Origin of the sequence: Aquitalea sp. ASV11, from assembly GCF_016429185.1 — a bacterium.
Lineage (GTDB): Bacteria > Pseudomonadota > Gammaproteobacteria > Burkholderiales > Chromobacteriaceae > Aquitalea > Aquitalea pelogenes.
Map to the genome: position 1 here is coordinate 1 of NZ_JAELUD010000114.1, position 6,909 is coordinate 6,909.

Consider the following 6,909-nt stretch of genomic DNA (forward strand, 5'->3'; position numbering starts at 1 on the left):
GGCGCTGACCTTGCCATCGGCAAAGTCCAGCGTGATGTTCAGATCGCCCTCGACACGGTTGAAGGGGCCAAGAATGCGGCGGCTCATGCTTTGTTCTTTTTCGGCAGGGAGGGTGGCACGGTCAGGCGGTCGCGGGTGGCATTCTGCCTTACCCGGGCCGGCGTGGCGGATTTGGACAGCGTGGCCAGCGCGACAAACCAGGCCTTGGGCATGTCGGTGGGCAGGCCTACCGGGAAACCGGCCACCTGCGGTGTGCTGAAGAAACCATGGCCGGGGTCGGCAAAGTCCGGCGCGGTGCAGTTGATGCATGGGTAGCCGCCGGTGAGGCAGGAGCCTTCACCATTCCAGCCACGGCTGTTGCAGTCGGCATGGGCCTGGGTGCCCTTGCAGCCCACGTGTTCCATCAGGCAGCCCATCTGGCCCGGTGCCGTGGCGCTGGCCTTGAATTCGTAAAACTCGTTCTTGTCGCAGCCGTGGTGGACCAGCTTGTCGGCGTAAAAGCGCGGGCGGCCCAGAGGGTCTAGGTCGCTGGCCTTGAGGCTGTCACTGGCCAGCAAGGCCAGGGTTTCCAGCACCCAGCCCGGATGGGTGGGGCAGCCGGAGATATTCACCACCGGCAAGCCACCGGCGGCGTGGAAGTCTCCGCCCAGTAGCCCGCCCGGATGATTGCCGCTGTGGTTCAGCCCCACCGCACCGGTCAGGTTGTCGCCCGCCGCGCTGATGCCGCCATAGGCAGCGCAAGTGCCCACGGCGATGACTTGCCGGGCGCGGCGCGCCAGTTGTTCGATCAGCGTGCTCATGCTTTGACCGTCCGGCAGCAGGTGGAAGCGCCCGGCGGCACCGGTCATCACCGATCCTTCCAGACACAGCATGTCCAGCGGCTCGCTGCCATCGGCCAGGGCTTGCAGCAAGTGCATGGCTTCATCCAGGCTTTGCTCGGCAAAGCTCGGGTGCCAGATCAGCTCGATGCCGATGTCCTCCAGCGTGGTAAACAGGCTGGGTGATTCGGCATTCAGCAGCGACAGGGTACAGCCGCCGCAGCCACCGGATTGCAGCCACAGCAGGCGTTTATTTTTCGAGGCCATAGCGGGTCAGCTTGTTGCGCAGGCCGACGCGGGACAATCCCAGCTCGGCGGCAGCACGGGTTTTGTTCCAGCGCAGCCGGGTGAGGGTTTCGCGCAGGATCTGCTTTTCCAGTTCTTCCATGCGGGTTTTCAGATCGCCCGGCAGGCCGGACAGAAAGGCCAGCTCGGCAACCTGTTCTTCGGCGGCGGCCTGCAGCACTTCGGCCGACAGCAGCTCGGCACCCAGCCGGTCTTCGTCGCTCAATACCAGCATGCGGTTGATCTCGTTGCGCAGCTGACGCACATTGCCCGGCCAGCGGTAGTCCTGCATGGCTTGCAGGGTATCCGCGCCAAAATGGGCAGCCGGGCGCTGATAGTGCTGGCAGGCTTCTTCCAGCAAGCTGTGGGCAATCAGCGGAATGTCCTGTGGCCGGTCGCGCAGCGGCGGTACGCTGACGGTAAAGGCGGACAGCCGGTAGTAGAGGTCTTCGCGAAACTGACCGGCCCGTACCAGCTCCGGCAGTTGCTTGTTGGTGGCCGATACCACGCGCACATTCACCTTGAGCGGGCGCGGGCTGCCCACCGGGCGGATTTCGCCTTCTTGCAGCACGCGCAGCAGCTTGGCCTGGAAGGCGGGCGAGGTTTCGCCGATTTCATCCAGGAAAATGGTGCCGCCATCGGCTTGCTGGAACAGGCCGATGCGGTCCTGGTAGGCACCGGTGAAGGCACCGCGCTTGTGGCCGAACAGCTCGCTTTCCAGCAGTTGTTCCGGCATGGCGGCGCAGTTTTCCACCACGAAGGGGCGGTCGCGGCGATGGCTGGCATAGTGCAGCGCGCGCGCCAGCAACTCCTTGCCCACGCCGGATTCGCCTTCAATCAGCACGGAGATGTCAAACGGTGCCACGCGCGACAGCAGTGCGCAGATCTTGCTCATGCTGCTGTCCGGCGAGCGCACGATATTGTCCATGGCCGAGCGTTCGCGCATTTGCTCGCGCTTGCTGTCCACCCGCACCTTGAGCCAGGGCTCGGACGATTTCAGCTCCACGTTCAGCAGTTCGTTTTCCTGCTGCAGGCGGAACAGCTCCACTGCGCCCTGCACGGTGAGCAGCAGCGATTCCGGCCGCCAAGGCTTGAGCAGGTATTGATAGATACCCGCTTCGTTGACGGCGGCAATGATGTCGGCGTTGTCGGTGTAGCCGGACAGGATGATGCGGATGACTTGCGGGCAGCGTTCGCGCACCTGCTTGAGAAACTCCACGCCGCTCATGTCCGGCATGCGCTGGTCGCTCACCACCACCTGAATGAATTCGGAATCCAGAATGGCCAGCGCCTCGGCTGCGCCATTGGCGGTAAACAGGGTGAAGTCGTCTTCCAGCGTGCGTTCCAGGGCTTCCAGAGAGCGGATTTCATCATCCACCAGCAAGATGGCGGGTTTGGCGCGCATTGTTGTTATTCCCCAAGGTGTGTTCGGTACGGTGTGTTTGCTATGGTGCGGGCAGGCCCGACATTTATTGTTGCTTGCAGTATCGGACAAGCACTCAGCAAATGCGCGGCAGCATTTCGCCGCTCAGCCAGTCCAGCAGGCGTTCGCCGCCAAAATCGGTTTGCACCCGCACAAACTGGTGGGCGTCATGCACCACTTCGCCGATGATGGCCGCCTGCTGTCCCAGCGGGTGGGCGTGCAGTGCCGCCAGCGCCGCTGCTGCCTCGGCTGCCGGGCAAATGGCCACCAGTTTACCTTCATTGGCAATGTAAAGCGGGTCCAATCCCAGAAATTCGCAAGCCGCGCGCACGCTGGCCTGTACCGGAATGGCGCTTTCCTGCAGGCGCATGCCCACGCCGGATTGCTGGGCGATTTCATTCAGCGTGGTGGCCAGGCCGCCACGGGTGGGGTCGCGCATCAGGCGCAGGCCGGGGCTGGCAGCCATCAGCGCGGCAGCCAGCGTGTGCAGGGCTGCGCTGTCGGACAGGATGGGGCTGGCAAAGCCAAGCCCTTCGCGTTGCGACATCACCGCCATGCCGTGGTCGCCCAGTGTGCCGGACAGCAAGATCACATCGCCGGGGCGTGCCTGATCGCCGGACAGGTTTACCCCGTCGGCCACCACGCCCACGCCGGTGGTAGAGATGAACACGCCATCGCCCTTGCCGCGTTCCACCACCTTGGTGTCGCCGGTGACAATAGCCACCCCGGCTTCGCGTGCGGCGGCAGCCATGGAGCGCACGATGCGCGCCAGATCAGCCAGCGGCAGGCCTTCTTCCAGAATGAAACCGGCGGACAGATACAAGGGCGTCGCGCCGCCCATGGCCAGGTCGTTCACCGTGCCGTGCACCGCCAGGCTGCCGATGTCGCCACCGGGGAAGAACAAGGGCGAGATGACGTGGCTGTCGGTGGCAATGGCGATGCGTCCGCCCGGCGGCGGCAGGATGGCCTGGTCATTGCCCTGTGCCAGCCAGTCGTTGGCAAATTCGGCGGCAAACAGCTCGCTCACCAGTTGGGCCATGGCGCGGCCACCGCTGCCGTGGGTAAGGTTGACCAGGCCATGCTTGAGGTCGAGCGGACGGGTGTAGGGCTTGCTCATGCCGTGGCTCCCTGTATGAAACGGTCATAGTGGTAATGGGCGGCACAGGCCCCTTCGCTGGACACCATGCAGGAGCCCAGCGGGTTGTCCGGGGTGCAGACAATGCCGAATACCTTGCAGTCCTGCGGCTGCTTCTGGCCGCGCAGGATGGCACCGCACTCACAGGCCTTGTGGTCCGGCACGTGACGATACGGCAGGGCAAAGCGCAGCTCGGCGTCAAATTCGGCAAAGTCGGGGTGAATGGCCAGCGCGGAGTGCGGCACCTGGCCCAGGCCGCGCCATTCAAAGCTGTCGCGCAGCACCATGGTTTGCGCCACCCGCTCGCGGGCTTTCTGATTGCCTTCATGGGTGACGGCGCGGGTGAACTGGGTTTCCACCTCGGTGCGGCCCTGGTTGATCTGTTCCACCAGCATGGCCACCGCCTGCAGCACATCCAGTGGTTCGAAACCGGCAATCACCACCGGCTTGGCAAACTCCTCGGCCACCGAAGCATACGGCGCGCTGCCAATCACGGTGCTGACGTGGGACGGGCCGATAAAGCCGTCCAGCTGCACCGCGTCACCCGCGGCCAGCAGATGGCGCATGGCGGGCGGGGTGAGTACGTGGTTGCAGAACACGCTGAAGTTGGCCAGTTGTTCCTGCCGTGCCTGCAACAGCGCCAGTGCGGTGGGCGGGGTGGTGGTTTCAAAGCCGATGGCAAAGAACACCACCTGCTTGTGCGGGTTGTCGCGGGCAATCTGCAAGGCATCATTGGTGGAGTACACCATGCGCACGTCAGCGCCCTTGGCACGCGCCTGGTACAGGCTCATCTTGTTTGATGCCGGTACGCGCAGGGTGTCGCCATAGCTGCACAGGATGACATCCGGACGCAGCGCCAGCTCGATGGCGGAATCCACCCGGCCGATGGGCAGCACGCACACCGGACAGCCGGGGCCGTGGATCAGCCTGATATTGTCCGGCAGCAAGCCAGTGAGACCATAGCGGGCAATGGCGTGGGTGTGGCCGCCGCAGAACTCCATCAGCCGGTATTCGCGCGCCGGGTCCACCAGACGGCTGATTTGCGCAGCCATGCCACGGGCAACATCGCCACGGCGGAATTCGTCTACATATTTCACGGCTGCTCTCCTGCGGCCAGTTCTTCCATCAAGGCCAGGGTACGGGCGGCTTCGTCCGGGTCCAGTTTGCCGATGGCGTAACCGACATGCAGGATGACGTAATCGCCTTCCTGCGGGCTGTCGATCAGGGCGACCGACACTTCACGGCTGACACCGTCCACGTCCACTACGGCCATCTCGTCGGGCAGTAGCTGGCTGATTCTTACCGGCATGGCCAGGCACATATTGGTTCTCCTTGTTATTGTCTTTGCGCTGCAAGGGCAGACGCATCAGCGCCATGGCTGCGCATTACCCTGCAGCAGCCGCTGGCGGGCCACCCAGGCCTGACCCAGGCTCAGGCCGCCATCGTTGGGCGGCAGGGCATGGGCGGTGTGTACTTGCAGGCCGGCGTCACGCAGCAGGGGCAATAGCTGTTGCAGCAATTGGCGGTTGGCGCAGCAGCCACCGGCCAGCACCAGTTGCCGGATGCCGGTGGTGCTGGCGGCACGTGCGGCCCAGTCGGCCAGCGCATGCGCCAGCGTGGCGTGCCACAGGCCGGCAATGGCCACCGGGTCGTGCAGTTGCAGCAACTGGCGCGCCAGCGGGGTGAGGTCCAGCAAATTGGCGGCAGATACCTGCCAGCCACCGGCCAGCGGCGCACAGGGCGCAGCCAGTGCTTCCAGTTTTTGTGCGGCTTCGCTCTCGAAGCTTTGTTCCGGGCAGATGCCAGTCAGGCCGGCAATGGCGTCAAACCAGCGGCCCATGCTGGTGGTGTCCGGACAGTTGAGCCCGGTTTCCAGCTGGCGCAGCAGCATGGGCAGGCCGGGGCGCTCGCTCAGGTGCTGTGGCAAGGGCAGTGCATCGGCCAGCCGGTGCCACAAGCCCACCGCCATGCGCCAGGGCTCGCGCGCGGCCTTGTCGCCACCGGGCAGCGGCAAGGGGGTGATATGACCCATGCGCTCGCAACTGGCACCTTCCAGCATCATCAGTTCGCCGCCCCAGGCACCACCGTTCTTGCCCAGGCCATAGCCGTCCAGTGCCAGCCCCAGCGTCGGGCCTTGCAGGCCATGCTCGGCGATGACGGCAGCCAGGTGGGCATGGTGGTGCTGCACCGGCAGTACCGGAATCCCCAGCTGTTGCGACCATTGCTGCGCCAGCTGGCTGGAAAAACTGTCCGGTTGCAGATCGCAGGCAATGGCCTGCGGGCTGACGCCGGTCAGGTCCAGCAGATGCTGGGCGGTATGTTCCAGCGCCTCGCAACTGAGCGGGTGGTCCAGGTCGCCCACATATTGCGAGACAAAAGCCTCGTTGCCGCGCAGCACGGTTGCTGTGGTCTTGAGATAAGCGCCCAGCGCCAGAACGTCCGGCCCGCTGTCAGCCAGCGGCAATGGGTCCGGCACAAAGCCGCGCGCCCGGCGGTAGAACAGCGGCTGGCCGCCTTGCAGCGCCATTACGCTGTCGTCGCAGCGGGTGACGATGCTGCGGTTGTGCAGCAGGAATACGTCGGCCACCTTGTTCAGCCGTTCACGCGCTTCCTGATTGCTGGTGACAATGGGTTCACCGGACAGGTTGGCACTGGTCATCACCCAGGTTTGCTCACAGGCTTGCTCGCGCCATTGCTCGCCTTGCGGGCGACCCAGCGCTTCGTGGAACAGCAGCCATTGCAGCGGGGTGTAGGGCAGCATCACACCGATGGCGGCAATACCGGGTGCGATGTCCGGCATCCGCTGGTCGGCTTCCGGTTTCTTTTGCAGCAGCACGATGGGCCGTTCCGGGCCTTGCAGCCAGGCGGCTTCCTGCGGGCTGACTTCACAAAAGGCGCGGACGGATTCCACGTTGAGCGCCATCACTGCCAGCGGCTTGCCGGGGCGATGCTTGAGCTGGCGCAGCCGCGCCACCGCATCCGGATTGGTGGCATCACACACCAGATGAAAACCGCCCAGGCCCTTCATGGCAATGCTGCGGCCCATCTGCAGGATCTGCCATGCGCCGTGCAGCGGGTCGCCATTCAGGGCAATGCCAAAGCGGTCGGTCAGTTGCAGCTGCGGGCCGCAGTCCGGACAGGCGGTGGGTTCGGCATGAAAGCGGCGGCTGTGCGGGCTCTGGTATTCGCTGCGACAGGACGGGCACAGCAAGAAGGGCAGCATGCTGGTGTTGGCGCGGTCGTAGGGC

At 64.7% G+C, this 6,909-nt stretch carries 6 protein-coding genes; all 6 read right to left on the reverse strand.

The window, feature by feature from the left end; all coding sequences use genetic code 11:
* Nucleotides 1-83 precede the first annotated feature (83 nt).
* Nucleotides 84-1,085, reverse strand: a complete 1,002-nt coding sequence (locus JHD62_RS20695; protein WP_131359354.1) for a HupU protein — start codon at nucleotides 1,083-1,085, stop codon at nucleotides 84-86.
* On the reverse strand, nucleotides 1,069-2,508 hold the full coding sequence (locus JHD62_RS20700; protein WP_199104469.1) for a sigma-54 dependent transcriptional regulator: 1,440 nt from the start codon (nucleotides 2,506-2,508) through the stop codon (nucleotides 1,069-1,071). Before JHD62_RS20700 ends, JHD62_RS20695 begins: the two co-directional genes overlap by 17 nt.
* A 94-nt stretch (nucleotides 2,509-2,602) precedes the next feature.
* Nucleotides 2,603-3,643 (reverse strand): hydrogenase expression/formation protein HypE, encoded by a 1,041-nt coding sequence (gene hypE, locus JHD62_RS20705; protein ID WP_199104470.1) that lies wholly within the window; start codon nucleotides 3,641-3,643, stop codon nucleotides 2,603-2,605.
* Entirely contained in the window at nucleotides 3,640-4,758 is a 1,119-nt protein-coding gene (hypD, locus tag JHD62_RS20710; RefSeq protein WP_199104471.1) for a hydrogenase formation protein HypD, read from the reverse strand. Before hypD ends, hypE begins: the two co-directional genes overlap by 4 nt.
* On the reverse strand, nucleotides 4,755-4,982 hold the full coding sequence (locus tag JHD62_RS20715) for a HypC/HybG/HupF family hydrogenase formation chaperone (RefSeq protein ID WP_199104472.1): 228 nt from the start codon (nucleotides 4,980-4,982) through the stop codon (nucleotides 4,755-4,757). The genes hypD and JHD62_RS20715 overlap by 4 nt, the downstream gene beginning before the upstream one ends.
* Before the next feature lie 45 nt (nucleotides 4,983-5,027).
* Nucleotides 5,028-6,909: carbamoyltransferase HypF (gene hypF / locus JHD62_RS20720; RefSeq protein ID WP_199104473.1), on the reverse strand; the 1,882-nt coding region annotated here is incomplete at its 5' end.